Consider the following 25,628-nt stretch of genomic DNA (forward strand, 5'->3'; position numbering starts at 1 on the left):
ATGTGGCCGATCACCCTCTCAGGTCGGCTACGCATCGTCGCCTTGGTAAGCCATTACCTTACCAACTAGCTAATGCGCCGCGGGCCCATCTCAAAGCGATAAATCTTTAATGAAAGAACCATGCGATTCCTTCATATTATGCGGTATTACTCCTCCTTTCGGAGGGCTATTCCCCACTTTGAGGCAGGTTGCCCACGTGTTACTCACCCGTCCGCCGCTAATCCACTTCCCGAAGGAAGCTTCATCGCTCGACTTGCATGTGTTAGGCACGCCGCCAGCGTTCGTCCTGAGCCAGGATCAAACTCTCAATTTAAAAGTTTAATCTTTACTCAAATTTATTGACTGACTGTGTTTCCTTACTTCTGTTTAATTTTCAAAGACCAACTCGTCATCTTTCGACGACATTTGTAATTTTATATCACATTTTCTTTCTTGTCAACACTTTTTTAATGTTAACATTTCAAGCAAGTCGTCCTGTCCTCGTGACGACAGATGTTATTTTAGCAAATTTATTATATAAATTCTACATCAAATGTTTTATTTCTACAAATTACATCTATATTTTTTGATTTTTTTTTATTTTTCTCTGAATTGCTTATATTGATACTCCTGGCAATGTTTATTGCTAATTATATATTAAAAAGTGAAAAGAAACTTTATTCTTCTCACTTTTTTCATTTACAATTTATAATGTGTACATATTTGTTCAGTTGCATTTTTATCATATCTTCCTAAAAAAGATTCCATAGTTTCATGAGCTTCAATATAAAACCCTTCTTCTTCAGATATCATATTCATTTTATCAAGTCTATCTATAGTATTTCCTCCAAATAAAATATCCCATTCTTCCTTTTTAAAAAATGCTGAAAACTTATTGTATTCATTTTCTTCTAACAAACTTCCATATTCTCCATCATAAAAAGCTATTATTTGGTTATCTGCAACTAATACCCTTTCTACTCTAGTATAAAATGGCTTATCTAATATGTCTGATACTATAAACAACATAAGTTTATCATTTTCTTCAACGAGTTTGCCACATTGAACTCTACTCATAGTAATAGAATTTTTGGTCCATTTGTCCTTATCAATTATCTTTTGAACTTTTACACTCCAATCCATAGAATCTACTCCTTTTATACAATATTTTCTAGATGTATACACATTTACGCCAAAATTTCTTTTATAACTTTATTATTTCCAACTTCTCAAAAAATAATAAAAAAGCTGAAGAAAATTCAACAGCTTTATATATATGCTTTTATTTTATTATGTATCGATTAAATAACCTGTGTAAAAATCAACCCTAACATTATTATACCAATAAGTACTCTATAAATAGCAAAAACCCTCATTGGCTTTTTCTTTAAAAATGTTATAAATTTATCTACTACTATAAGTGCCACAATAAATGACACTACAAATCCAACTGTAAGTGCAATAACCTGTGGAATATTTAAAGCTACAGTGTGCTTCAATATAGATAGTGCAGATGCACCTACCATTACCGGTAGTGCTAAAAAGAAAGAAAATTCAGCGGCTGCTACAGTTGATAATCCGCATATCCAACCTCCGATTATAGTTGAAGCAGATCTTGACATTCCAGGCCATAAAGCTAAACATTGAAAAATCCCTACAATAATCGCCTGCTTTACAGTTATATCATCTATAGTTCTTGTGGTAAATTTACGTCTATATTTTTTTTCGGCATAAAGCATCCAAAACGCTCCTACTAATAAAGCAATTGATACTGGTAGTGGATAAAATAACTTTGCCTCAATTTTATCTTTAAATAGTATTCCTAATATTCCTGCTGGAATGCATGCAACAAAAATATTAAACCAAAACTTAAAACCCGATTTTGGTTTTGAAGGTGAAAAATTTTCAAAAGAACCTTTTATTTTATTCCAATATAGAACTACTATCGCTAAAATAGCTCCTAGTTGAATAACTACTTCAAACATATTTAAATAGGCTTTAGAATATATTGCTGCTGGCCCGCCCCCCTCATTAAATCCTATGAGGTGTCCTACAATAATCATATGTCCTGTTGATGATACTGGTAAAAACTCAGTAATTCCTTCAACTATACCTATAATAATTGCTTTAAGTATAAATATTAAATTAGTCACAATCTATCCACTCTCACTTCCTTATATATTAAGCAATTTAAAACACATTTAAAATTATACTCTTTTATACCTGTTCTTGTCCACTTAATTATATATATTTTTTTATTATTTTTCTTTTAATTCGAAAACTACCTCTCTAACCATATTTTTACCATCAACAGATAGTTTCACAGTATTCATTCCATCTTTTATAGGAAACTCAAAATAATTATTAACTTGTCTAAAAGGTTCATTATTTATACTTATGTAATAATTTTCAACCATTACACTATCTTTAAATACTCCACCCCAAAATTGAATTTCTTTATTATTTTCTTTATTATTTTCTTTATTATTTATTTTTAGATTTTCTTTTGATTTTTTTTTAGAGAATATTAAAGTAGGTATTTTGTCCTCTTTCTTTTCAACATATTTATTATTTGGTGATAACACAAATAAGTAATTACTATTTGTAAAAATAACAGGATGCTTTATACTTATCTTAATTGGAATTTTAGCTTCATTGTCTTTGCTTATATATCCAATATATGAATTACTATTCTTTATTCCATATATATTATTATCAATAGGAATAATATATGAATAAAAATATTTTTTCATATTTTTTTTATACTTATCTGAGTTTTCTATTCCTACTGCTGTCAAACTATCAATGCCTTTTTCTATAATTTCTGTGACACTCATAGGCAATCCTTTATAAGTTAAATAACATCCATTGGCTGGATCTACCATCATCCATTTTTTATATTTAACGCTCCAAATTTCACAAACTTTAAAACTTTCTTTTTCTTTAATTTTTGTATCATCTGCAGTTACCAACTCCCCTATTCTAGACGTAATTCCTAAAGCTATACAACTCTCATTGAATATAGTTGTATATTCAGTATCTGAATAATATTTTTTTTTCTTATCCTTTTCAATTTTCTCCAATATATCTATAGCTCCATTTTCTCCACTCAAAGGTTTAACATCATCTTTATAATTAAGTTTCTCATTAGTCCATTTTAATAACTTAAGAATTTTCTCAAAATCATCTTTTTCTTCTCCAACTACTTTTTCTAATTGATAGTTTTCTTTCAAACTATTTGAAATAGCCTTATCAGAACTTCCATAATAAAAATGTATATTTTTGCCTTCATAAAGATTATTCCATTTTACAATTTTAAGTCCGCTATCATCTTTTGAAGTTTTTATCTTCATTCCTACTATAAATCCTATAGCAATTAATGCCCATATCAAAATAACTGTACTCTTTTTTCTCCTCATGTCTACCACCCTTATCTATATGTTTTTAACTCTATGGTATATTATATCAGCAAACTATAAAAGCTATAATTTTCTTAAAAATAAAATACCACGATTTTATTATCGTAGTATTTAACACAAAAATTAATATGGATTTACATGTACCATACAATGTTTTACTCTTGTATTATTATTTTCTATTTTAAAATGAACATTTTCTGCTATATCATGTGCTTGTGTTAAAGATAATTCTTTAGATACTGAAATTTCTACATCTACATATAATCTACTAGCATGTATTCGTGTCTTAAGATCATCTATTTTAATCACTCCATCTATTTCTGTAATATCTTTCGTAATAGTTTCAATAGTACCTTTATCTGCTGAATGATCCATCAATTGATTTGCAGCTTTAATATATATATCTACAGCTACTTTCAGGATTATTATACATATAACTATGGATGCTACAGAGTCTAAAACAGGATATCCTATTCGTGCACCAAGAACTCCAACCAAAGTACCAATAGATGAAAAAGCATCTGATCTATGATGCCATGCATCTGCCGTCAGTGCAGAACTCTCTATTATTTTTGCTCCTTTTATTGTATATCTGTACATCCACTCTTTAGTGATTATAGATAAAACAGCTGCGTAAATAGCAATTTTACCAGGTATATTATATTGACCCAACAAAATTATTTTCACAGCATTATATCCAATTAACATTGCTGTAGTTCCTAAAATAAAAGCTAGAACTTTAGTAATAATAGGTTCAAATTTTTCATGTCCATAAGGATGGTCTATATCTTCAGGTTTTTGAGATAGCTTTAATCCAAGAATAACACAAAATGTACTCATAACATCCGATAAGGAATGAATCCCATCTGATATTACAGCACTACTCCTTCCAAATACCCCAGCTATAATTTTTATAGCTGCTAGTAAGAAATTCAGAACAATTGTTAATTTTGATATTCTGTTCCCTATCTTCAACCGTTCTACAGAATTCATTGTTACACCTCATTTTTAATTGATAATACTTTATATAATATACACTATATATTATATGCACTGTATATAGTATTTGTAACAACTTTTTTTCAATAAACTTCATTATCAATTGATAATGATAATTGTTAATAAAAAGTAATTAATCAAGTAATTAATTACTTTTTATTAACATCTCAAAATCTCATTAAGCAGTTCCTCTTATCATCAATTTAGGCTTAAAATATATTTGTTTATTAGATGGTTTACCGTCAATTATCTCTATTAAAGCTTCACAAGATTGTTTTCCCATATCATATATAGGTTGGGCTACTGTTGTTAGCTCTGGTTCGATAAAGTTGGATATATTAATATTGTCAAATCCTATAATACTTATGTCCTCTGGAATTCTATACCCTTTTCTAATAAGTACTTTTATTCCACCAAAAGCCATTATATCATTACTATAGAAAATAGCTTCAACATCTTTATTAGCTTGAATAATTTCTTCTGTAACTTTCATTCCACCTTCAATGGTAAAATCGCCTTCAAAAATTAGCTTTTCATCGTATATATTATTTTTAACCATAATACTTTTATATCCTTTAACCCTCTGCTTTGATATTCTTAATTCTTTCTTACCTGTTACAAAAACTATTTTTTTCTTTTTCTTTTTTAATAGATATTCTACTGCCTCTTTTACCCCTTCTTCATTTAAACAGTACACTCCACAGTATTTTTCCTTATTGTCTATATCTCTATCAACTAAAACAAAAGGAACATTATTACTCTTTAGTATTTCTAAACTTTTGTTTTCTCCTCCACCTGTTATAAAAATAACTCCATCAACCAATTTGCTTATAAGTAATTTAATATATTTTTCTTCCTTTTTAGAATTGCTGTCAGTATTACAAAATATTACATTATAATCTAATTTGTTTGCAGTATCTTCTATAGCTCTTGCTATCTCTGAAAAAAAAGGATTAATAATATCAGGAAGAATGATTCCAATAGTTTGAGATTTTTTTGTACTTAAACTTCTTGCTACACCATTTGGAATATAATTTAATTCTTCAGCTATTTTTAGTATTTTATTTCTTGTACTTTCACTTACACTTATATTTTTATTATTTAAAACCATAGACACAGTAGCTTTTGATACTCCAGCTAAGTTAGCTATATCTTTCATTGTAACTTTGTTCATATATGTATAATTCCTCCATAATCTATGTACTGATATTATTTAATTATATCAAATACTATAAATATATAAAACATATTATATATTTATAGTATTTATCTTGTATATATAGAAAACGTCGAAAATATCGACGTTTTCTAAAACTCACTATTATAGATTTTACTTTTTAACAACAAGCTCAAGTTCAACAGGAATAGTTTTCTCTACAGTCTCGCCTTTAGCAACCTTTACTCCATTTTCTATAGCAGTACTTCCCATTAATTCTGGTTGTTGTGCTATTGTAGCAGACATATCCCCTTTTTCTATAGCATCTTTAGCATCTTGATTTCCATCAAACCCTACAACAATTACTGATTTGTTAGCAGTTTTTAATGCTTTTACTGCACCAAGTGCCATCTCATCATTATGTGCAAATACTGCATCAAATTCTGGTTGTGCCTGAACAATATTTTCCATTACAGTTAAACCTTTTGTTCTATCAAAATCTGCTGCTTGACTAGCAACTACCTTAACATTGTCTTTTCCATCTACAACTTTATGGAAACCTTCTCCTCTTTCTCTTGTAGCTGAAGCTCCTGGACGTCCTTGAAGCTCAACTATCTTAATTTCTTTTTTATCTTTTAATTGTTCAAGAATATAATTTGCAGACATTTCTCCACCTTTAACATTATCGGAAGCTATATGAGATATTACTTCCCCACCATTTGATTGTCTATCTACAGTTATAACAGGTATTTTTGCATCATTAGCAACTTGAATTGAATTTGCAACTGCATCACTATCTGTTGGGTTGATTATTAAAACTTTAATTCCTTTTTGAACCAAATCTTCTACATTTGCTCTTTCTTTAGCAGAGTCATCTTGAGAATCTAATACTATTAATTCATAACCTAATTCTTTAGCTTTTGTTTCGGCACCTTCTTTCATTGAAACAAAGAAAGGGTTATTAAGTGTAGATAATACCATCCCTATTTTGTCACCTTTTGCAGCACCTTCATCAGTTTCCGTTTTTGGTCCACACCCTACAAGACCTGCAATTAGAAAAATCATTGTAAGAATCCCTAGTATTGACTTACTTCTTCTTTTCATTTGAATTCCTCCTTTTTAGCTTCTGTTTTTTATTATTTATTTTTTTTATCAATCATAACAGCTAATAAGATTACTAGTCCTTTAACTATTAATTGATAATAAGGTGATACATTCATAAGATTAAGTCCATTATTTAGTACTCCAATAATGAGTGCACCTATTATTGTTCCTACAACACTTCCTTCTCCTCCTGCCAAGCTAGTTCCTCCAAGCACAACTGCAGCAATTGCATCTAATTCATAACCTGCACCAGCTGTAGCTGAAGCTGAACCTATCCTACTGGTAACTATTATTCCACTTAAAGCTGCCGTTATACCTGATATAACATATACTATAGTCTTTATTTTATCTGTGTTAATCCCTGAAAGTCTTGCAGAATCTTCATTTCCACCTAATGCATATACATATCTACCATATCTTGTTTGACTTAAAATATAATAAGCTATGAAAAATACAACTAAAGTGATAACTACAGGTATAGGAAGTCCTATAAACGACTTATTTCCTATTACACCAAAACTTTTACCAAGTCCCGAAACTGGAGTACCATTAGTATATACTTGAGTAACTCCTCTAAATATAGTCATAGTAGCAAGAGTTACTATAAAAGCTTGAATTTTACCTTTTGAAACAAAAATTCCATTTATCACACCAACTATAGCCCCAATAATCACAGCTACAATAATTGCTAAAAATACATTGCCAGTTGCTTTAACTACAGTAGCAGCAACGGCACCACTTATAGCCAAACTTGAGCCAACAGATAAATCAATACCACCTGTCAAAATTACAAATGTCATACCTATTGCAATAATTGTATTTACAGAAACTTGTGTAAGTACATTCTTTATATTAGATATACTTAAAAATCTTGGTGAAATAATTGATACAATAACACATAGTATTAATAAACCAAAAAGTGATTTGTATTTCATCAAATTCTTTTTCAAAGTATTTTCCATATAATTTCTCCTTTGTATTTTTATTAATTAGTTTATATCAGTTGCCACCGCGTATTTCATTATAAGTTCTTGATTTGCTTCTTCACGAGTAACTTCTCCTGTAACTTTTCCTTCATGCATAACCATTATTCTATCGCTTATTCCTAGTACTTCAGGCATATCTGAAGATATCATTATAATAGCTTTTCCCATTTCCTTTAATTCATTTAATACTTCATAAATTTCCTTTTTGGCACCTACATCTATACCTTTTGTAGGTTCATCAATAATTAATACCTTTGGAGATAACATAATCCATTTTGCAAGTATTGCCTTTTGTTGGTTTCCTCCACTAAGATTTTTTATTAGCTGATCTGCACTTGGGGTTTTTACAGACAATTTTTTAATATATTCATCAATATCTTCTTTTTCTTTAGTTTTGTCTATTTTTTTCATTGAATTTTCATATTTAGATAAATTTGAAAGACTCATATTATGTCCAACAGACATTCCAAGAACTATACCTTCTCTTTTTCTATCTTCCGAAAGATAACATACTCCGTTTTTTATGGCATCCTTAGGTGAAGATATTTTAACATTTTCACCTTCAATGAAAATTTCACCAGCTTCTTTTTTATGTTCACCAAATATAGTTTTTGCCAGTTCAGTTCTACCTGATCCCATAAGACCTGCTACACCTAATATTTCTCCACTTCTAATTTCAAAACTGATATCATTTACTTTATTTTTATACTTCAAATTTTCAACCTTTAATAAAGTTTTTCCTACTTTAGCTTTCTTATATGGAAATTGTTCTTCTAACTTTCTTCCTACCATCATAGTAATCAGCTCATCCTTAGTTACATCTTTAATTTTAGCTTCCCCTACATATTTACCATCTCTTAAAACTGTAACTCTATCACATATTGTAAAAATTTCTTCCATTCTATGTGATATATAAATAATTGCAATTCCTTTTTCTTTAAGTTTTTCTATAACTTCAAATAATTTTTTTGTCTCTACTTCAGTAAGAGCCGTAGTAGGTTCATCCATTATTATTATTCTTGAATTTTTAGTTAACGCCTTTGCAATTTCAATTAATTGTTGTTCCCCTACATTTATATCTCTTACCAAAGTATCTGGTTCAACTCTACATCCTATCTGCTCTAAAAATCTTTTACTTCTCTCTTTAAGTAATTTTTTATCCACTTTTCTAGAATACTTATTATATTTTTCATTTCCTAAAAATATATTTTCTTCTACTGTTAGATTTGGAAGTACACTTAATTCCTGATGTATTATAGCAACACCTAGCTTTTCAGCTTCTTTTATGTTGTTAGGTTCTACATCCTCTCCTTCTATAATAATTTTCCCTGAATTCTTTTTATATACTCCACTTAGTATTTTCATAAGTGTAGATTTTCCAGCTCCATTTTCTCCAAGTAAAGCTAACACCTCACCACCATAAGCTTTAATATTTACACCATCTAAAGCTTTTACACCTGGAAAAGACTTTGTAATATCCGTCATTTCAAGTATAGGATTATTTTTTTTCATCTTACCCCTCCTTAAAATACAACTCCTGACTTTAAAATTACATTTGCATAAGGAGTTTGCTCTCCTGTTCTTATAACTGCTTTACAATTTTTTAATTCTTCCTTAAGTTCTTCATGTGATATTAATGTTATTTTTACATTTCCAACTTCCTTTTTAATTATTTCAAATATCTCTGGACTAACTTTTTCTGTTTCTCTTGCAATTATGATTTCTTCTATCTCTTGCTCTAACAAAACAGCTTTTAAAGTATCATTGAAAGTTGGAATTCCTTTAATAAGAGCTAAATCTATTCTTCTAGTTTCATCTGGTATTGGTAGCCCACAATCCCCAATTGCTATAGTATCATTATGTCCCATTTTTGATATAACTTCTGATATACTGCTATTTAACAAAGGTGTTTTTTTCATTTTTTATTCCTCCCCATATATTTCTATTATTTCTTCTAAACAAGGAATAGAAGGTTGAGCTCCTTCCCTTTGAACAGCAATAGCTGAAACTTTATTTCCGAATTTAATTGCTTGTTTGATATTATTGAAACTAAGTTCCCTTATATCTAATTTACTTGCAAATGCACCTATAAAGCTATCTCCAGCTGCTGTTGTATCTACTGCATCAATTTTATGAGCTGGAATAACCTCAGCATTTTCTTTAGTAACTATAGCAGCGCCTTTTGATCCAAGAGTTATAATTACAAAATTCACTCCTTTTTGAAAGAGTCTTTCTGCTGCCTTCTTAGCATCTTCTAAAGTTTTAACTTCTACACCAGTAAGTTCATAAGCTTCAGTTTCATTCGGAATTATTATATCTGTATATTTCAAAAGTTCTTCATCAATATCTTTTGCAGGTGCTGGATTTAAAATTGTGATTTTCCCTTTATCTTTAGCAATTTTAAAAGCTTCTACAGTTGATTCTATAGGTGTCTCAAATTGAGAAATAATTATATCACTTTTTTTTATAACCTCTGCAGCTTTTATAATCTCTGATTTGTTTATACACATATTTGCTCCTGATGCAACAATAATTGAGTTATTTGCTTCATCATCAACTGTAATTATTGCTGTACCTGTAGGATGAATTTTATCTTTAAATATAAAATCTACATTTATGTTATCCTTTACAAGTTCTTTAATTAAAACTTCCCCATTTCCATCTATTCCAACCTTAGAAATCATGTATACGTTTCCACCAAGTCTAGAACAAGCTACTGCTTGGTTTGCTCCTTTACCCCCGGGTATATTATCTAAGCCTTCAGCAAGTATAGTTTCTCCAACCTTAGGCATTCTATTTACTTTAAGCACAATATCCATATTCATACTGCCTAATACACAAATATCATTCACTTAATTACCTCCTTTAACCCTTAGTTAATCGGTTTACTTAATCGGTTAACTAGATAGTACAATATTTTTAGAATTATGTCAATAATAAATATTTTTTTAACAATTTATTTACAACCTTTTAATATTAAGCTGTGAAAATTCCACAAAATTATACAAAAATAATATTTTAATTTTTAACATGAAAAAAATCTAAACACATAGATTATATATGTTTAGATTTTAAATATATATCATATATTGTTTTTCCTCTTATTCTCTAACAAGCTTCTTTACTAGTTCTTATATAATATATTAATAGATCATCTAACTTTTGGCTAAGGTTTACTACTTCCGCATCTATAATATTTTTATTTTCATTTAACACTAAATTATTAATCCTTTTTTTTATTTTTCCTATTTCTTTTCCAACTCTATTTTCAACTTTTCCTCCAATATATTTGTGTAATACCATAACTATTACTCCTTCCTATTCTCCATATATCTCCACTATAATATTACATCGTTACATAGCACTTATATATCAAACTTATTTTTTCATTATATTTATACCATATTTTCCAATATTTTTCAACACATTTCTTTAGCATTTTCTATAATCATTCTTACATATTTAATTTATTTTTATTGTTGTCTATAGCCAATTTGTGAAAATATTTTTCCTCCATGTATACTCAACTTAGCTCTATTCATAAACACACTTTTTATATGATAATTAATTCTTATCTCGATGGATTGAGTCATAAAAAATTAATTTACAAAAGAGATATTGATGCTATAACAAAAATTTATATATAGAATAAAGACATACAAATTATGTATGTCTTTGCTATATTTATTTTGATATTGTAATAATTATACTTTCTCTTTTATCTCTAAATCTCAAACCATAGTTATGTTTTTCTAAACTTTCAAATAATATTTTATTTACAACTTTAGCTTCTTTTTCATTTCTTATATCAAAATAATCATAAAATAATCTTTTTGCTTTAAACGTATCTGAAAAATATTGATTAAAATCACAACTAACCCTTTTACAAGTATATTTATATCCCATTTCTTCTATTAAAGCTAATATCTCTTTCTGTGAATGCTTTAATTCCTTTTGCTTTCTTCCCAACTTATCATTTAAAACATCCATCTTAAAATTTCTACATATGCTATCAGAATAATTTATTATGTAAATATATTTATTACTACAATCAAATATTTTTTTTAAAGCTTCCTTACTGTATATAGCTGATGAAGCATATGAACATATGCTTATATCGTATTTTTCATAGTCTAAATCCAGCCAATTGGATAACAAACATTTTATTCCTTTTTCCCCTTCTTCTAAAGATCTTCTCTTTAATTCTTGAATCTTAAAGAAAGAATTATCAACGGCTGTAACTTTAGCTCCTTTCTTTGCAAAAGCTATAGGCAAATTTCCTACACCCGTTCCTATATCTAATATTTTTAAATTTGCAAAATTTATAACATTTTTATATATATCATCAAGAATTATCTGATGATATATATTGTTATTATACTGTAAAAAGCTATCGTACCATTTAATGAATTCTTTTTCTTCTTTAAAAAATTGCAAAGGCTTATGTTTAACTCCCCATTCCTTTAACTTAGAAATAATTTTATCTCTTAAAATATCTCTATTTCTCTTAGTAACTTCTATTAAAATTAAGTCTTCTCTATTTCTAATCTCCTCTAAAAATTCATCTTTATTTTTATCTATAACACCTAAAACTACTTTATCTGAATCTAGTATTCTATTAACTAAAGTTTTGAAAATATTAACTTTAGATTCCAAAATTCCAAGTTTATCAATAACAATAACCTTTCTAGTTTTATAGCTATTATATAATATTCCTGTACATGTTTTATTAATCACATCATTGTAGTTTTTTACATTATCAAAACAATCAGTAATCTTCTCTTTCTTACCGTCCTGCAGAGATTGTATATGCCATTGTTTAATTTGTTTATTGTATTTAACCTCATTTATAAAACCTCCTATAGAAGTATCTAAACTTTCTAAAATGTTTTTTAATAAGGTTGTTTTTCCTATACCGGGTTCCCCTGTTAAAAATATATTTTTCATAATAGTACCCCCATGGTTTACTTTATTTAATATTTTTTAAAGTTTAAGATTACTCTTAATAAATATATTTTTATTTATTTTAAATATACTTTTCATCAATAAATCATATATAAAAATATAAATCTTGTTTACTCTGCCTTAAACATATTTTTATGGATAGCATTTACATTTTTGTAAATTGGGTGTAATATTCTTAATATGAAATAGTATGTTAATTTTATATCAATACGAGGAGTGGTATATATGAATTTACTTTCATTTGACTCTAGGAAATTTAAACTAGCTAATGTAGTAATAAAAGCACTAAACTACATAAAACTAAAAGAAATGCTTGGTCTTAAAGAGATACTAAGAGAAATAGAGATAGACCCTATAGAACTTAAATTTTTAAGAAAAGGTATCAACTTAATCATTGATGGATATTCACCTCAACATATTCACTTTGTAATGGAACTAGAAAAAATGAAATATATTAAAGACTCTAACATAAATCAAATAGATTTACAATTAATAGCTATTTGTGAAAAATTACTTCCATGTATCCAAAGCTTTGATTTACTTTCTACGGATACTATATTTAGTTACGCTTTTCCTAAACAAAAATATAAACAATTACAGTCAGAGTTAAAAAAAATAGATGTGAAATATAATTTGACCAAGGAAGATATTATACAAAATATTTATTCACTATTAAACACACATTATTTTTTTCCCAATATTAGCGAAACTAAAATAAATAAATTTAAAATAGAACAAGGTATAGGTGAATATAATTTTTATACAAATTATGAATATGATAGATTTACTTTTGATTATCTTGCAAAATCAGGAGATAAAAAAATATTAGTTGATACAATTAATCCAGGAGATACTATAAACATAGACAAGTTGAGAAATAAAATAAATTATATTAAAGAAGAAATATTCTTAAATGAAGACAAGCTTTCTTTGGTAATAGGCGTAATACATAAAGCTAATAATAACAATAAAAATATATTAACAAATTCAACTCATATTCCACCTTCAATAGTTGATGCCACTATATTATCTAAAACAGTAAGTAGTGTTGAAAAATTATTATCTATAATTAAAGACTGTAGTAAAATTGAAAAAGAAGATATTAACGCTCGAATAATTATGATTATCGATAAAGAAGGAATATCTTTTGTACAAACCTCCCTCGGAATAATTAATTCATAAATATAATTCGACATTTCTTATGTGAATTTTCATTGTTTTTATATTTTTTATGGGATTTTTATTGAAATTTGTATTTATATGTTATATAATATAAGTATCAAAAGATGAATTAATAATATTAACGTAAGAAGAATTTATATTAACACAAGAAAAACTATACATAAACGTATTTAAGATACAAATGAAAAAGGGTTAGTTCTGGATAAGAACTAACCCTTTTATATTTCTCTGCATAAAAATTAGTTTTTCTTTTGATAAACAATGAATAAAATTATAATCACTATCAGCATTGGTATAGAAAATACTATTTTAAATATACCAAATATAATTGATATAATGGATATTACAAGCCCTATAGCTAATGCTATACCTGCAATTGGTAAAACAATTGCTCCTAAAATTGAAAAAAGTACTATAAAAAACACCGCAGTGAATATAATTCCAAATAATATACTCAAATGCTTCTCCCCTTTTAATTACTATATTAACATTATATCAAAATTTAAGTTTATATAAAAATACTATTCTTAATTTTAAATTAAGAATAGTATTTTTATATTGTTATTTTTATCTTCCTATAACTATAACTTAAATTATACGTTCTTGTAATTTGCCTAAATTCACATCTTTAATTGCAGCTTTTGGATTCCCCATACTTCTATCTTCTATGAAACCTCCGTGAAAATCTGAACCTGCAGTTATAATAAGATTATTCTTATTACACCATTCTAAACATAATTGAGTTATTTCTTTGCTATGGTGGGGATGAAAACATTCTATTCCTTCAATTCCTAATTTTAAAAATTTATCCAACTTATCATAAACAGGTGTATCATCTTTGCTGTAGTAAGGATGTGCTAAAACAGGTATTCCGTTAGCTTTTTTAACTATCTCAATTACTTTTTCAGTATGAGTAAATTCAGGAAATTTAATTCCATTTTCTTCACAAAAGAGTCTTGTAAAATAATCCTTTACGTCTACACATAGTTTTTCATCAATTAGAAAATTTAGTGCCTTCCAACCTCCTCTAGTATTATCCTGTTCATATTTCTCATATTTTGAATAATCAATATCATAGCCTTTTTCTATTAAATATTTTATTGAATCATCATCCTTTTTTTCTAATAAATATGTATTATGTTCTAATAAATCTAATAACTCTTTATTTGTATTATCAGTACCATAAGCTAAAATATGAAACAATTCTCTATCTAAAGTACTTGAAATTTCAATTCCTGGTAAAAATGCTACACCCTTATCTTTAGCAATTTTCTCTATTTCTTTAACATTCTTAATTGCATCATGATCAGTTAACGATATTAACCCTATACCTTTTCTTAATGCTTCCTCAACAATTTTTTCAGGAGTATAGGTTCCATCTGAAGCTGTAGAATGAATATGCAAATCTAATCTTGTATCGTCTTTTAATATCATAGTATAACACCTCGTTTATTTTTTACTAATACTATATAATAAAAAAATGGCACTTAAAAATGCCACTTTTTCATTAATTTATTTTTTCATTTCTTCGTACTCAACATCAATTACTTGAGAATTAAATATATCATCTATGTTCATTTCAGCCATTTCACTTATTTCCATGTCATCATACTCTTCTTTTCCTGTAAATTCACTAAATTTATTCATCATAAACTTTATAATCTTATAACCTACCCATGCAATTATCCCTACAGGGATTAGAACTAATATCCCTTTTAATAAAATCAATAAAACAAAAGCAAATATTACTACAGATATTATTGACTTTAAAGTATTCACTGCATCAACTCTATTATTTGAATATTCCATAACAATCCCTCTCTTTGATATCTGAATTTGAATATATTATATCACATTTTCAAACAATATGGTACTAATTAACCTTTAAAAAAGTATTAATAAATTGTTAATTAAAAGAATTTTTCAACTTTTCTATTCTATAATCTTCTATAAACTTCACTCTTAAAATCACAATTTCCATCTATGAAATCATCTAATTGTCCTAGCAATTCTTCCTTTTCCTCATTTAACACTGCTGCAAGAGGGGCATAATTTGATGCATGATTACTTCTAAATACACAATTACTTACGTGTAAGTTTTTAATAAATTCTCTAGTTTCTATCATAACTTCCTTAGGAGATAAAAGAGTAATTTCACCTTTTTGTATTTTTTCATACATTTCTGTATTTCTTTCAACCATAAGAGTAAGCAACCCTAAATAATCTGGATTCATCTTGCTAATTACTTTTGCAGATTCTACAGCATGTTTTTCCCACTTTTCTTTTCCTCCTAATCCAGAAATGAGTGTTGCTGATAATTTTATTCCTGATTTTCTAACTTTTTTACCAGCTTCAATCATTTCATTACCAGTGACACCTTTCTTTATATCTTTTAGTATCTCCTCACTTCCTGATTCTACTCCAATATATATTATTTTTAATCCTAAATTTTTTAATTTAATCATATCTTCTTCACTTTTTCTTATTATATCCTTTGGAGTAGCATAAACACCTACTCGTTCACACTCTGGAAATAATTCTTTTATTTTTATTAAAATCTTTTCTAAATCCTCTGTTTTTAAGATTAAGGCATCCCCATCCGCTAGAAATATCCTTTTTACTGTGCTGTAATAAGCTCTTGCCATTTGTAAATCTTCAAATATATCTTCTAACTTTCTTATTCTAAATTTCTTATCCTTATACATACTACAGAATGTACATTTATTGTGTGAACATCCTAATGTAACTTGTATAATTAAACTGTATGCTTCGCTAGGTGGTCTATATACCGCTCCTTCGTATCTCATTGTTTTCCCTCCGTAATTCTATTTTGTTCTTGGACATTTAGGATATTTATTTACATCCCAAGAATGATCAAGAGACATTTTTTCATCATTTATATTAAAATAATTATGTGTTATTATATCTCTTCCTGTGTAAGTTATCGGATCATCCCATGTTGCATCTAAATGATAATAGTTACCTTCTATTTTTACAATGTTCCATGCATGTGGAACATCTCTTGTGCCATCATTACCATATCCTGTAACATACAAACATTCAATTCCTACCATATTTAATAATCTATACATAGCTCTTGCATAGCCTGAACAAACCCCTATACCTTGTACAAGAATCCCATAATCAGTATAAGATTCTGGTGGCATATTTTGTGTAAACAATCTTTTATCATATTTTGAATTGTTAACTATATAATCATGCAGTGCTACTTCTTTTTCATAATCACTCATATTAAGTTTAATAACTTTGGAAATTACCTCCTCAGCCTTTTCTTCTGATAATTTTCTCATTTCCATCATATCTTCTTTTGAAAACTGGTATTTAATATTTATGCTCATCTGAGCTGACCCATTACTATAAGTTCTTATACTGCCCTCTGCTCCATTATAACCATAATCAATATTAGGATAAGCTTCTATAACTTTATTAATAACATCTAATTTATAATCTTTGGAGTTATATTTATTTATTTTAAGTTCAAGTTTATCTTCAAAATTATATAGAGCATATCTTATTAAAGAGTAAAATTCATCATAAGTATTAATATCACTACTTGGTATCTTATTAATCCATTCCTGTTCTTTAGGTTTATCCTTAGTTTTAAACTCAAATCTTATAGGTTGTACAATTTTTTTGCCATCAGAAGACTTTAATTCACTGTTGATTAACATATAATAAGTTTTTCCATAATTATATCCATTTAAAGCTGAAACTTTAACAGCTTTATTGATTTCGTCATAATTAAACTCTAAATCAATACTTCTATTAGTATCTTTTTCAGCTATTGTTATATTGTCTAAAGTATTCTTGTCCAAATTTTTATTAAAACTCATTGTCCAAATTTTGTTGATATCTATATCCTTTTTAGAACCCCATGCTTTATAATCTACTTCACTTGCAAAAACACATTGAAATATAAAGAATAAACTTGCAAACAATGTAAGAATAAATACCCTTGTGCTTTTATTTTTTAAACTCATTAAACTCCTCCTCTTTTAGTTAAATAACTATATAATAATTATCTACTAAAATAAGTAAACCTTAAGTTATACCTGTTGTATTCTTTGGAGTAATACCTTTATTATATCAGTCAATTTACTTATTAACCCTGTATTGTTTCTTTTTAATTGAAACCCTAAAAAATCTGCTGCATATATGATAGAATAAAAGTCTATTATGATTTTTTCATAATCTGTAATTTTCCACTCCCTACATAATTCTTTCACATAATGCATACATTTAGGTTGTAAATGCAGCATTGTTCCTGTTTGTACAAGAGCTACATTATACAAAGGATCACCATAACATACCCAATCAAAATCTATAAATCCCTGCAACTTTCCATTATTAATAATTACATTTTTTAAAGATATATCATCTAGAAAACATTTTGATTCAATGCCATTAAAATACTCTTTGTAATTATTAAATAATTCTACTATTTTACTTGAATATTTTAAATCCATTACCTTGTCTATGTTAGGTTTTAACTTAATTAATTCATTATCTAAAACTTCTGTCCAGCTATTATACTTTCCTCTTTCACCTATATTACATCTTCCAAAGCCTTTTCCTAAAAAAAGTCTTCCAACCTTTTTTTGATACATTACTACCTTTTCTGCAATATCTGTCATTTCATCTAAAGACATATTCTCTATTTCATACCTTAAATCATATCCAGGAATCTTTTCTAAGATTGTATATGCAAAATCATATTTATCTTTACTCAAATCAGAATATAATAACCTTGGCACTGGCACTCCTATTTCTTTAAGTCTATTCAAATTTCCTTCTAATCCTTGAAAAATTTCTGAGTTGTTATTTATTCTTACTATAACTTCATTATCATTAAGTTTAACATTATAAACCATATTTATAAAACCTAAATTCATTCTATCTATTTTTATAGGTTTCTGTTTCATAATATTAATCATTAAATTTTCAACTGCTGTGTTCATATTCATTTTATCCACCTTAGTTTATATTTTAACTTATTTTCATTATAAGTTTTTTAAATAAACTTCTCAACTATTATAAATACTTCGAAAAAATCTCCCTTAACAATTTATTCCTAAAATGTTATTATATATAGAGTGTTTGGATTTAGTTAGGAGCTGATTTCTCTAAAAATGCTCTTTCTTACTTTAACTCGCTAAAATTTGTTTGATTTTTTCAAATTGATTGTATTTTTAGTAAATTTGTTATATTATTATATTTAAAAATAAAATTAGTAACTATTAGATGAGGAGGAATACTATGAGATCAATTATAACTGTATTAGGTAAAGATAAAACTGGAATTATAGCTGGTGTAAGTACTATACTTGCAGAAGCTAATGTGAATATTTTAGATATTAGTCAAACAATTCTTCAAGAATATTTCACTATGATAATGCTAGTTGATCTTTCTAAATCTACTAAATCATTCAAAGAAATACAGGATATTCTAGATTCTAAAGGTAACAAAATGGAATTATCTATTAAAATTCAACATGAAGATATCTTTAATTCTATGCATAACGTATAAAACAGAAAGGATGTGAAATTTGTGATAAACCAAAGCAAAATAATAGAAACAATTGGAATGATTGAAAAAGAAAAATTAGATATACGTACCATTACAATGGGTATATCTTTAAGAGATTGCTGCTCTTTTGATGGAAAAAAATCACGCCAAAAGATATATGATAAAATAACTAGATATGCTGAAAACTTAGTAAAAGTGGGAAACGAAATCGAAACTGAATACGGTATTCCTATTATTAACAAAAGAGTATCTGTAACTCCTATTTCTTTAGTTGCTGAATCTTGTGAAGATGATAATTATGTAGAATTTGCTAAAACTTTAGATAAAGCAGCAAAAACTGTTGGTATAGATTTTATAGGTGGTTTTTCAGCTTTAGTACATAAAGGATATTCTATAGGGGATAGAAAATTAATATTATCCATACCTGAAGCTTTGAGTGTTACAGAAAAAGTTTGTTCATCTGTTAACATTGCTACAAGCAAAGCTGGTATAAACATGACTGCTGTAAAAGAAATGGGACAAATTATAAAAAAGACTGCTGAAATAACTAAGGATTCTAATAGTATTGGTTGTGCTAAACTTGTTGTATTTGCAAACGCTGTAGAAGATAATCCTTTTATGGCAGGTGCTTTTCATGGAATTGGAGAAGCAGAATGTATTATTAATGTTGGAGTAAGTGGTCCTGGAACAGTAAAATCTGCTCTTGAAACAGTTAGAGGAGAAAGCTTTGATGTAGTAGCAGAAACCGTTAAGAAAACAGCTTTTAAAATTACAAGAATGGGTCAACTAGTTGCATCTGAAGCTTCTAGAAGACTTAATGTTCCTTTTGGAATAATAGATTTATCACTAGCACCTACTCCTGCTGTTGGTGATAGTGTTGCTCATGTATTAGAAGAAATGGGAATTGAAAGTTGTGGTGCACCTGGTACTACAGCAGCACTTGCTCTTTTAAATGATGCTGTAAAAAAAGGTGGTATAATGGCTGCCTCTGGAGTTGGTGGCCTTAGTGGAGCTTTTATACCTGTAAGTGAAGATGCTGGCATGATTAATGCAGTACTTAACAATTCTATAAACATTGAAAAGCTTGAAGCAATGACTTGTGTTTGCTCTGTAGGTCTTGATATGATAGGAATACCTGGTGATACTCCTGCAGAAACAATTTCTGCTATAATAGCTGATGAAGCTGCTATAGGTATGATTAATCATAAAACCACAGCAGTAAGAGTAATACCTGTCTATGGAAAAACTGTAGGAGATATGGTTGAATTTGGAGGACTTCTTGGAAATGCACCTATAATGAATGTTAGTAAATTTAGTAGTGCTGATTTTGTCAATAGAGGTGGACAAATACCTGCACCAGTGCATAGCTTTAAGAATTAATCATATGAAAAATGTTGTGACATAAGTTATTAGTAACTTATGTCGCAATTATAAGTTTTACCACTTTATTAAAGTTTGAATTAACTAATGACTAGCTACAATTCCTAATTTTTTAAATAAGTATGGTGCTCCTACTGTCATCCATAGTGCTATAAAAACATATCTAATAAAATCAGAAATTAAATATCCAGGGAGTATTTTTTTTAACCCAACTTTAATTAATAAAACTACAGCTATACCTAAAATAAGCTTTAATATATTTCCTAGAACAGAAGCTTTTTCGTTAAATTTAATATATTTTGTCTCAATAATATACCCAATAACAAATCCTGTAACCGTTCCAGATACTGTATAATAATCATGTCCTTTAAAAACAAATAATCCTATAATAATTGGAATAATAAAAATCAAAAGAATCTCCTTATTACCACTATACTCTAAATAATCAAAGATTTTGTTTGCTACCACTACCCAAATCAAAGCAAATATTATACCTCCAATAACATCTACAGGTCTATGAACTCCTAAGTATATCCTAGAAAGTCCAACTAAAATAATAATTATTATTCCTACAACATAAGTCCATCTTCTCTTTAAATTACTCATAACAGATGTCCAAAATGTTGTAACTCCTTGAGTGTGTCCACTTGGGAAAGAATATCCTGTTGCTGTTTCTATTCTAAGTGTTCTAATTCCCTCTGTACCAAAAACACGTGGTACTTTCAAGGTTCCTTTAATAGCTCCATTAAGTATCATACTCGAAAGAAGTGTAAATCCTAATCTATATCCAAACTTTTTGTTGACACACCAAAATAAAATCGCAATAACTAATATAAAAAAAGCTTCCTCACCCATCATAGTAATAAGCTCTGCAAATCTATCTAAAATTGGATTCGAAAAGCTTTGAATAAATTTTATAATTTTAATATTAATATCATTTGTTAAAAAATCAGTCAATATATAATCCTCCTATTGCTCTAAACTTTATATATTATTCTAACACATTTTTTAAACTATTTACATTTATAACTTTATCACCATTTCATAAGCCTATACAGTGATTAAAATCTTTAAACAGTATCTCTATTTTTCTTTCAAAAATTCTCTTAATTTCTTCAAAATTTTAGTTTTTCTCTTTAAAACAGTACCGTATTTAATTTCTTCTTTTAAAGCATATTCCTTAAGCTTAATATCTTTAAAATATATACTATAAATTAATTTTCTTTCTTTTTCATTTAGTTTATTTAAAGCTATATAAACAGTATTTAATTTTTCTTTTTTAATAAAGTCTTCCTCAATATTTTCTTCTTCCAATATAATATCAATAATTTCTAAATCTCCTTCTACAACCTTATTCAAGCTGCTGTCATATCTACTTTTACTCATTTTTCGTATCTCATAATTAAAATTATTATTTATAGCCAAAGTAACATAAGAAACAAAATTTTCTTTTTCTAAATTATATTTATCGATAGCTTTCATTATAGATATATTCCCTATTTGAATTAAGTCATCCATATCATAATTTTTTATGTATATTCCTCTAGCCTTTTTTATTACATACGGCTTAAATCTATTTAATAATTCTTCTTTTGCTTTTAAATCACTTTCTTTTGCCTTCTTTACTAAAAGTTCTATATCCTTATTCATAATGCTTGTCCCTCATTTCTTATTAATATCTATATTCATATAGTAAATATGCATCTAATAAAAAATGTGGACATGCATTATTAATAAAATAACATTCTTATATTTATAAATTTTTACATCTATCTCCACACATAATTAACTAAAAAAAGGACATCATAATATCATAAGGACAGTTTAAAGATTCTCTTTGATATCTTTGAGCTTTCCCCATTAGAGGAAAAGATGTGTAATCAACATATCTTTTCCTTTAATTTGTTATTCATACTCTTAAACAAAACTTCATAATACAAAAGGGTGATATACAATATTGTGAACTTCGTATATCACCCCAAAGTATTATGAAGTTTTAAGAATGTTATAGCCATATTATAGCCTAATAATATTTACAATATACATTTAGTTTTATATTTCTAATTATTTTAATAAATTCCTATAAAAACAATGTAAAATAAATATTTTAAAACATAATAATACCTTTTTTTATACTAATTAGTTAACTTTCCTTGAATAATCTACTATTTCTTGGAAAGACTAATAAATAAATATATTGTAAATAAGGGTGGTTATTACATGCGAATACCAAATCATATAGGAGTGATCCCAGATGGAAACAGACGGTGGTCTGTAAATAAAGGATTTTCTAAAGAAAAAGGTTATAACTCAGGTTTACTTCCAGGTTTAATGCTATTCCAGTTGTGTCAAAAAGTTGGAGTAAAAGAATTAACTTACTATGGCTTTACTACAGACAATACTAAAAGACCTAAAGTTCAAAGAGAAGCTTTTACAAAAGCTTGTGTTGAAGCTGTTGAAATGCTAAGCCATGAAAATGCTGATTTGTTAGTCGTTGGAAATAACAAATCTCCTATGTTTCCAAAAGAACTTTTACCTTATACAACAAGAAAAACCTTTGGAAAAGGTGGTATGAAAGTTAACTTCTTAGTTAATTACGGATGGGAGTGGGATCTGGGTAATTTAATGGAAAATGATAGTAATAATAGAAAACTCATAACTAATTGCTTAAAAACTAATGATATATCTAGAGTAGACCTTATAATTAGATGGGGTGGCAGAAGACGTTTAAGCGGATTTTTGCCTGTTCAATCTATTTACTCAGACTTTTATGTAATTGATGATTACTGGCCAGAGTTTAACAAAAATCATTTTTATGAAGCTCTTAACTGGTATAACTCTCAAGATATAACTCTTGGCGGTTAATAAAAGAATGCTGCAGTGCAGCATTCTTTCAAATTTCTTTCAAATTTGTTATCTCTAATTTTCTATTATATGATGTTGTCTTTCTCTTCCCATAAAAAATACTGCTAAAGCTCCTGGTCCTCCAAAAGTTCCAACAGCAGGTCCTATATAATTAAGAAGGACGTCTTTAACTTTAACTTCTTCTAAAATATATTCTTTTAATTTAAAAGCTTCATCAATACAATCTCCATGGGATATAGCAATGATTTGTTCTTCAGAATTTTCTATTCTTTCTTTAACAATTTGTGCTAACTTTTTTATAACTTTTTTTCTTCCTCTTATTTTAACCACAGGCATTACTCTTCCCTCATGATTAAGAGTTAGCAAAGGTTTTATATGCAGTACCATTCCAATAGTAGCCGCAGCAGCAGAAATTCTTCCTCCTCGTTTTAAGTGACCAAGATCATCTACTGTCATATATGTGTTTAACTTCTGCTTATTCATTTCTAAATAGTCCACTATTTCTTCATAGCTTGATCCATTTTCCTGCATTTCATATGCTTTTAAAACCATTAAACCCTGCCCTAATGAAGCTGTCAAAATATCCACTATATGAACTCTTGCTTGTGGAAATTCTTCTTTTATCATGTTTTTAGCAATATTAGAACTATTTAAAGTACCACTTAATCCTGTAGACACACAAATATATATTATATCTCTTCCACTACTAACTATTTCTTTAAATGCTTCATAAAAAGCTTGGCTACTAGGTTGAGATGTTTTTGGCATAGCACCATTTCTCATATCATCAAAAAATTTATTAGGAGTCATACTTTTACCTAAATCATCCTTATATTCCTCTTCATAGTAGCTATAAGTAAGACTTACAAAAGGAATTTGTTTTTCTTCAATAATTTCTATAGGCAAATCACAGCACGAGTCTGTAATTATAACAAAATTTTTCATTAGTACACTATCCTTTCTCATTACTCTTTTCTTTAGTACTATTGTTTACACAAACTTAATAAATTTATGTAACTTTCTATTCAGTAATATAAACCATTATGTATTTCTACTATATCATTCCTTAACCTCTATTACCATAATAACTTTACTCTTACTTGCTATAATTATATGTATAAATATATTTATGAATAATTAATATATATAATTTTTTCTTTAATTTGTAATATTATATTATTTAAATAAATAATTGCTAATAGTATATTTGTTTAAAATTCATTAACAATATTAACATAATTTTAACATTATTTTCTGTAAATTTCTATTATAATTATAGAAAATTTCAAAAATTATATCTCATATGTTAACGATTTTTTTATAAATTAGTAACAAGACAACAGATTTAAATTATGATAAAATTTTATTAATATAAATCATCTTGAAATAGGGGGAGAAATATTATGAGAATAATAAAAGCTAAAGAAAGTGATTTATCTAATATAATGCTTTTGATATCAAAAACAGTTGAAACTATGATACAAGAAAAGAATTATCAATGGGATAAATCTTACCCTGATGTAGATATTATTGCTGATGACATAAACAATAATTCTCTGTATATTATAAAGAACGAAGAAAATTATCTAGGAACTATAACTATAAATGAAGATCAATCACCTGAATATGTAGATGTAAATTGGCTTACATCTGGTAAAAAAACTTTAATCATACATAGACTTGCAATTCACCCCTCTGCTCAAAGACAAGGTATTGCAAAAAATCTAATAAATTTTGCTGAAGAATATGCTAGAAAAAACAATTATACTTCTATAAGATTAGATACTTTTAGTGAAAATCAAAAAGCTTTAAGTCTTTATGATAAATGTGGTTATAAAAGAACTGGTAAAGTATATTTTAGCCACAGAACTACTCCTTTCACTTGCTTCGAAAAAATATTATAAAAAACAAAGGCATATACTGCTAAAAATACATTTCACTTCATAAATCAATTTTAGTGTTTATTTAAATGTATTTTACACAGTATATGCTTTTTCCTTATACCAAAGTAAGAAGTATATATTGTACTCTTATATATAACTAATT

The 25,628-nt window shown here is 27.5% G+C and carries 26 protein-coding genes and 1 rRNA gene; 5 read left to right on the forward strand and 22 right to left on the reverse strand.

The window, feature by feature from the left end:
- From OXH55_RS00005 to OXH55_RS00065, 13 genes are all read right to left on the reverse strand, one after another.
- Positions 1–313: ribosomal RNA gene (locus OXH55_RS00005) — 16S ribosomal RNA — on the reverse strand; the annotation flags it as partial.
- Positions 314–678: 365 nt separating this feature from the next.
- Positions 679–1,122 carry a hypothetical protein gene (locus tag OXH55_RS00010; protein ID WP_268047354.1) on the reverse strand — a complete coding sequence of 148 codons (444 nt, stop codon included), beginning with the start codon at positions 1,120–1,122 and terminating at the stop codon, positions 679–681.
- Between the two features lie 158 nt (positions 1,123–1,280).
- The gene (locus tag OXH55_RS00015) at positions 1,281–2,135 is read right to left on the reverse strand and encodes an undecaprenyl-diphosphate phosphatase (RefSeq protein WP_268048992.1); all 855 of its coding nucleotides are present in this window, start codon (positions 2,133–2,135) and stop codon (positions 1,281–1,283) included.
- Between the two features lie 102 nt (positions 2,136–2,237).
- Positions 2,238–3,398: a transglutaminase domain-containing protein gene (locus tag OXH55_RS00020; protein ID WP_268047355.1), complete on the reverse strand. Its 1,161-nt coding sequence runs from the start codon at positions 3,396–3,398 to the stop codon at positions 2,238–2,240.
- 123 nt (positions 3,399–3,521) lie between these two features.
- Positions 3,522–4,391, reverse strand: a complete 870-nt coding sequence (locus OXH55_RS00025) for a cation diffusion facilitator family transporter (RefSeq protein ID WP_268047356.1) — start codon at positions 4,389–4,391, stop codon at positions 3,522–3,524.
- A 184-nt stretch (positions 4,392–4,575) separates the two neighbouring features.
- The gene (locus OXH55_RS00030; protein WP_268047357.1) at positions 4,576–5,571 is read right to left on the reverse strand and encodes a LacI family DNA-binding transcriptional regulator; all 996 of its coding nucleotides are present in this window, start codon (positions 5,569–5,571) and stop codon (positions 4,576–4,578) included.
- Between the two features lie 156 nt (positions 5,572–5,727).
- The gene (gene rbsB / locus OXH55_RS00035) at positions 5,728–6,657 is read right to left on the reverse strand and encodes a ribose ABC transporter substrate-binding protein RbsB (RefSeq protein ID WP_268047358.1); all 930 of its coding nucleotides are present in this window, start codon (positions 6,655–6,657) and stop codon (positions 5,728–5,730) included.
- Between the two features lie 32 nt (positions 6,658–6,689).
- Entirely contained in the window at positions 6,690–7,619 is a 930-nt protein-coding gene (rbsC, locus tag OXH55_RS00040; protein WP_268047359.1) for a ribose ABC transporter permease, read from the reverse strand.
- Positions 7,620–7,646: 27 nt separating this feature from the next.
- A complete protein-coding gene (locus OXH55_RS00045) occupies positions 7,647–9,155 on the reverse strand; it encodes a sugar ABC transporter ATP-binding protein (RefSeq protein WP_268047360.1) in 1,509 nt (502 codons plus the stop codon).
- 11 nt (positions 9,156–9,166) lie between these two features.
- Positions 9,167–9,562 (reverse strand): D-ribose pyranase, encoded by a 396-nt coding sequence (rbsD, locus tag OXH55_RS00050; protein WP_268047361.1) that lies wholly within the window; start codon positions 9,560–9,562, stop codon positions 9,167–9,169.
- A 3-nt stretch (positions 9,563–9,565) separates the two neighbouring features.
- Entirely contained in the window at positions 9,566–10,495 is a 930-nt protein-coding gene (rbsK, locus tag OXH55_RS00055) for a ribokinase (RefSeq protein WP_268047362.1), read from the reverse strand.
- Positions 10,496–10,751: 256 nt separating this feature from the next.
- A complete protein-coding gene (locus OXH55_RS00060) occupies positions 10,752–10,946 on the reverse strand; it encodes an aspartyl-phosphate phosphatase Spo0E family protein (protein WP_268047363.1) in 195 nt (64 codons plus the stop codon).
- Positions 10,947–11,327: 381 nt separating this feature from the next.
- A complete protein-coding gene (locus OXH55_RS00065; RefSeq protein ID WP_268047364.1) occupies positions 11,328–12,590 on the reverse strand; it encodes a nucleoside-triphosphatase in 1,263 nt (420 codons plus the stop codon).
- Between the two features lie 243 nt (positions 12,591–12,833).
- Here OXH55_RS00065 and OXH55_RS00070 point away from each other — a divergent pair, with 243 nt between their 5' ends.
- Positions 12,834–13,790: a hypothetical protein gene (locus OXH55_RS00070; RefSeq protein ID WP_268047365.1), complete on the forward strand. Its 957-nt coding sequence runs from the start codon at positions 12,834–12,836 to the stop codon at positions 13,788–13,790.
- Between the two features lie 239 nt (positions 13,791–14,029).
- On the opposite strand, the gene OXH55_RS00075 is transcribed toward OXH55_RS00070, so the two are convergent.
- The 6 genes from OXH55_RS00075 to OXH55_RS00100 form a co-directional block, all read right to left on the reverse strand.
- Positions 14,030–14,248: a hypothetical protein gene (locus tag OXH55_RS00075; RefSeq protein ID WP_268047366.1), complete on the reverse strand. Its 219-nt coding sequence runs from the start codon at positions 14,246–14,248 to the stop codon at positions 14,030–14,032.
- A 130-nt stretch (positions 14,249–14,378) separates the two neighbouring features.
- The gene (locus OXH55_RS00080) at positions 14,379–15,224 is read right to left on the reverse strand and encodes a PHP domain-containing protein (RefSeq protein ID WP_268047367.1); all 846 of its coding nucleotides are present in this window, start codon (positions 15,222–15,224) and stop codon (positions 14,379–14,381) included.
- Positions 15,225–15,302: 78 nt separating this feature from the next.
- The gene (locus tag OXH55_RS00085; protein WP_268047368.1) at positions 15,303–15,599 is read right to left on the reverse strand and encodes a hypothetical protein; all 297 of its coding nucleotides are present in this window, start codon (positions 15,597–15,599) and stop codon (positions 15,303–15,305) included.
- A 128-nt stretch (positions 15,600–15,727) separates the two neighbouring features.
- A complete protein-coding gene (locus OXH55_RS00090) occupies positions 15,728–16,597 on the reverse strand; it encodes a radical SAM protein (protein ID WP_268047369.1) in 870 nt (289 codons plus the stop codon).
- Positions 16,598–16,615: 18 nt separating this feature from the next.
- Positions 16,616–17,791 carry a transglutaminase domain-containing protein gene (locus OXH55_RS00095; protein WP_268047370.1) on the reverse strand — a complete coding sequence of 392 codons (1,176 nt, stop codon included), beginning with the start codon at positions 17,789–17,791 and terminating at the stop codon, positions 16,616–16,618.
- Between the two features lie 66 nt (positions 17,792–17,857).
- Positions 17,858–18,775, reverse strand: a complete 918-nt coding sequence (locus OXH55_RS00100; protein ID WP_268047371.1) for a phosphotransferase — start codon at positions 18,773–18,775, stop codon at positions 17,858–17,860.
- 292 nt (positions 18,776–19,067) lie between these two features.
- Here OXH55_RS00100 and OXH55_RS00105 point away from each other — a divergent pair, with 292 nt between their 5' ends.
- Together OXH55_RS00105 and OXH55_RS00110 are read left to right on the forward strand one after the other, a co-directional pair.
- Positions 19,068–19,337 (forward strand): ACT domain-containing protein, encoded by a 270-nt coding sequence (locus tag OXH55_RS00105; RefSeq protein ID WP_268047372.1) that lies wholly within the window; start codon positions 19,068–19,070, stop codon positions 19,335–19,337.
- A 21-nt stretch (positions 19,338–19,358) separates the two neighbouring features.
- Complete coding sequence (locus OXH55_RS00110; RefSeq protein WP_418921813.1) at positions 19,359–20,717, forward strand: PFL family protein; 1,359 nt, start codon at positions 19,359–19,361, stop codon at positions 20,715–20,717.
- A gap of 84 nt (positions 20,718–20,801) precedes the next feature.
- Here the strand turns inward: OXH55_RS00110 and OXH55_RS00115 are convergent, their stop codons facing one another.
- Both OXH55_RS00115 and OXH55_RS00120 read right to left on the reverse strand, forming a co-directional pair.
- Positions 20,802–21,674, reverse strand: a complete 873-nt coding sequence (locus tag OXH55_RS00115) for a phosphatase PAP2 family protein (protein ID WP_268047373.1) — start codon at positions 21,672–21,674, stop codon at positions 20,802–20,804.
- A 126-nt stretch (positions 21,675–21,800) separates the two neighbouring features.
- Positions 21,801–22,367, reverse strand: a complete 567-nt coding sequence (locus tag OXH55_RS00120) for a sigma-70 family RNA polymerase sigma factor (RefSeq protein WP_268047374.1) — start codon at positions 22,365–22,367, stop codon at positions 21,801–21,803.
- 570 nt (positions 22,368–22,937) lie between these two features.
- On the opposite strand from OXH55_RS00120, the gene OXH55_RS00125 reads away from it, so the two are divergent.
- Complete coding sequence (locus OXH55_RS00125) at positions 22,938–23,582, forward strand: undecaprenyl diphosphate synthase family protein (RefSeq protein ID WP_268047375.1); 645 nt, start codon at positions 22,938–22,940, stop codon at positions 23,580–23,582.
- 54 nt (positions 23,583–23,636) lie between these two features.
- On the opposite strand, the gene OXH55_RS00130 is transcribed toward OXH55_RS00125, so the two are convergent.
- Positions 23,637–24,527 carry a DegV family protein gene (locus tag OXH55_RS00130; RefSeq protein ID WP_268047376.1) on the reverse strand — a complete coding sequence of 297 codons (891 nt, stop codon included), beginning with the start codon at positions 24,525–24,527 and terminating at the stop codon, positions 23,637–23,639.
- A 458-nt stretch (positions 24,528–24,985) separates the two neighbouring features.
- Here OXH55_RS00130 and OXH55_RS00135 point away from each other — a divergent pair, with 458 nt between their 5' ends.
- Entirely contained in the window at positions 24,986–25,486 is a 501-nt protein-coding gene (locus OXH55_RS00135) for a GNAT family N-acetyltransferase (protein ID WP_268047377.1), read from the forward strand.
- The last annotated feature ends 142 nt before the right edge of the window (positions 25,487–25,628 follow it).

Source organism: Clostridium ganghwense, from assembly GCF_026735165.1.
Taxonomy (GTDB): domain Bacteria; phylum Bacillota; class Clostridia; order Clostridiales; family Clostridiaceae; genus Clostridium_H; species Clostridium_H ganghwense.

Excerpts from the sequence above, each read along its gene's own strand:
- OXH55_RS00100 (WP_268047371.1), bottom strand. The coding sequence starts at position 18,775 with ATGAATATGAACACAGCAGTTGAAAATTTAATGATTAATATTATGAAA.
- OXH55_RS00085 (WP_268047368.1), bottom strand. The coding sequence starts at position 15,599 with ATGGAATATTCAAATAATAGAGTTGATGCAGTGAATACTTTAAAGTCA.
- rbsD (WP_268047361.1), bottom strand. The coding sequence starts at position 9,562 with ATGAAAAAAACACCTTTGTTAAATAGCAGTATATCAGAAGTTATATCA.
- OXH55_RS00060 (WP_268047363.1), bottom strand. The coding sequence starts at position 10,946 with ATGGTATTACACAAATATATTGGAGGAAAAGTTGAAAATAGAGTTGGA.
- OXH55_RS00070 (WP_268047365.1), top strand. The coding sequence starts at position 12,834 with ATGAATTTACTTTCATTTGACTCTAGGAAATTTAAACTAGCTAATGTA.
- OXH55_RS00045 (WP_268047360.1), bottom strand. The coding sequence starts at position 9,155 with ATGAAAAAAAATAATCCTATACTTGAAATGACGGATATTACAAAGTCT.
- OXH55_RS00090 (WP_268047369.1), bottom strand. The coding sequence starts at position 16,597 with ATGAGATACGAAGGAGCGGTATATAGACCACCTAGCGAAGCATACAGT.
- OXH55_RS00120 (WP_268047374.1), bottom strand. The coding sequence starts at position 22,367 with ATGAATAAGGATATAGAACTTTTAGTAAAGAAGGCAAAAGAAAGTGAT.
- OXH55_RS00135 (WP_268047377.1), top strand. The coding sequence starts at position 24,986 with ATGAGAATAATAAAAGCTAAAGAAAGTGATTTATCTAATATAATGCTT.
- OXH55_RS00030 (WP_268047357.1), bottom strand. The coding sequence starts at position 5,571 with ATGAACAAAGTTACAATGAAAGATATAGCTAACTTAGCTGGAGTATCA.
- OXH55_RS00020 (WP_268047355.1), bottom strand. The coding sequence starts at position 3,398 with ATGAGGAGAAAAAAGAGTACAGTTATTTTGATATGGGCATTAATTGCT.
- rbsC (WP_268047359.1), bottom strand. The coding sequence starts at position 7,619 with ATGGAAAATACTTTGAAAAAGAATTTGATGAAATACAAATCACTTTTT.
- OXH55_RS00010 (WP_268047354.1), bottom strand. The coding sequence starts at position 1,122 with ATGGATTGGAGTGTAAAAGTTCAAAAGATAATTGATAAGGACAAATGG.
- OXH55_RS00105 (WP_268047372.1), top strand. The coding sequence starts at position 19,068 with ATGAGATCAATTATAACTGTATTAGGTAAAGATAAAACTGGAATTATA.
- OXH55_RS00130 (WP_268047376.1), bottom strand. The coding sequence starts at position 24,527 with ATGAAAAATTTTGTTATAATTACAGACTCGTGCTGTGATTTGCCTATA.
- rbsB (WP_268047358.1), bottom strand. The coding sequence starts at position 6,657 with ATGAAAAGAAGAAGTAAGTCAATACTAGGGATTCTTACAATGATTTTT.
- OXH55_RS00080 (WP_268047367.1), bottom strand. The coding sequence starts at position 15,224 with ATGATATTAAAAGACGATACAAGATTAGATTTGCATATTCATTCTACA.
- OXH55_RS00065 (WP_268047364.1), bottom strand. The coding sequence starts at position 12,590 with ATGAAAAATATATTTTTAACAGGGGAACCCGGTATAGGAAAAACAACC.
- OXH55_RS00095 (WP_268047370.1), bottom strand. The coding sequence starts at position 17,791 with ATGAGTTTAAAAAATAAAAGCACAAGGGTATTTATTCTTACATTGTTT.
- OXH55_RS00125 (WP_268047375.1), top strand. The coding sequence starts at position 22,938 with ATGCGAATACCAAATCATATAGGAGTGATCCCAGATGGAAACAGACGG.
- OXH55_RS00025 (WP_268047356.1), bottom strand. The coding sequence starts at position 4,391 with ATGAATTCTGTAGAACGGTTGAAGATAGGGAACAGAATATCAAAATTA.